Raw genomic sequence first — 512 nt, 5'->3', positions numbered from 1 at the left:
CTTGCCGTCGGGCTTGCCGCGACGGTGGCCGGAAAGACCAGCTCGACCGCCGATCCCTGACCGACGGTTTCGACCTCTATCTGGGACGCTTCGATTTGTTCGGCGCCAAGCAGGACAAGCCCTTCGGGAAGCTCGGCCTCCTCGCGCGTTTCCTCAATGTGCTGGTCGGCACTGCCACTTGGCCACAGCATAAACACTGCAGCGGCGATTGAAACGATCACGCCGATAAAAACGGCCAGACGTCTACGGTTCATTTGGAAATACCTCATTGTGCGCCGAGCCAGATCAGCGTCGCCGCCAGGCGGCCACGATCTTCCTGGGCTTGAATCAATGCTTCACGGATGGTGTCGCGCGCTTCGGCCGCAGCCAGAACTTCGATCAGCGGAAATCTGCCGTTGCGGTAGCCAATCCGAACGAGGCGCAAGGCTTCTTCGGCTTGGGGCAAGGAGGTCTCCGCGAGGGTCTCGACCCGCGCTTCGGCTGCCAGAAATTGTCCGCGAGCCTGCGTGACT

The 512-nt window shown here is 61.3% G+C and carries 2 pseudogenes; both read right to left on the bottom strand.

What is annotated here, in order from left to right:
• Positions 1-254 (bottom strand): annotated as a pseudogene (locus tag KYK83_RS17115) (efflux RND transporter periplasmic adaptor subunit); the annotation flags it as partial.
• An 11-nt stretch (positions 255-265) separates the two neighbouring features.
• Positions 266-512, bottom strand: a pseudogene (locus KYK83_RS17110) (TolC family protein); the annotation flags it as partial.

This window comes from Qipengyuania pacifica, assembly GCF_019857205.1.
Taxonomy (GTDB): domain Bacteria; phylum Pseudomonadota; class Alphaproteobacteria; order Sphingomonadales; family Sphingomonadaceae; genus Qipengyuania; species Qipengyuania pacifica.
This window is presented reverse-complemented; position numbering and strand designations above follow the sequence as displayed.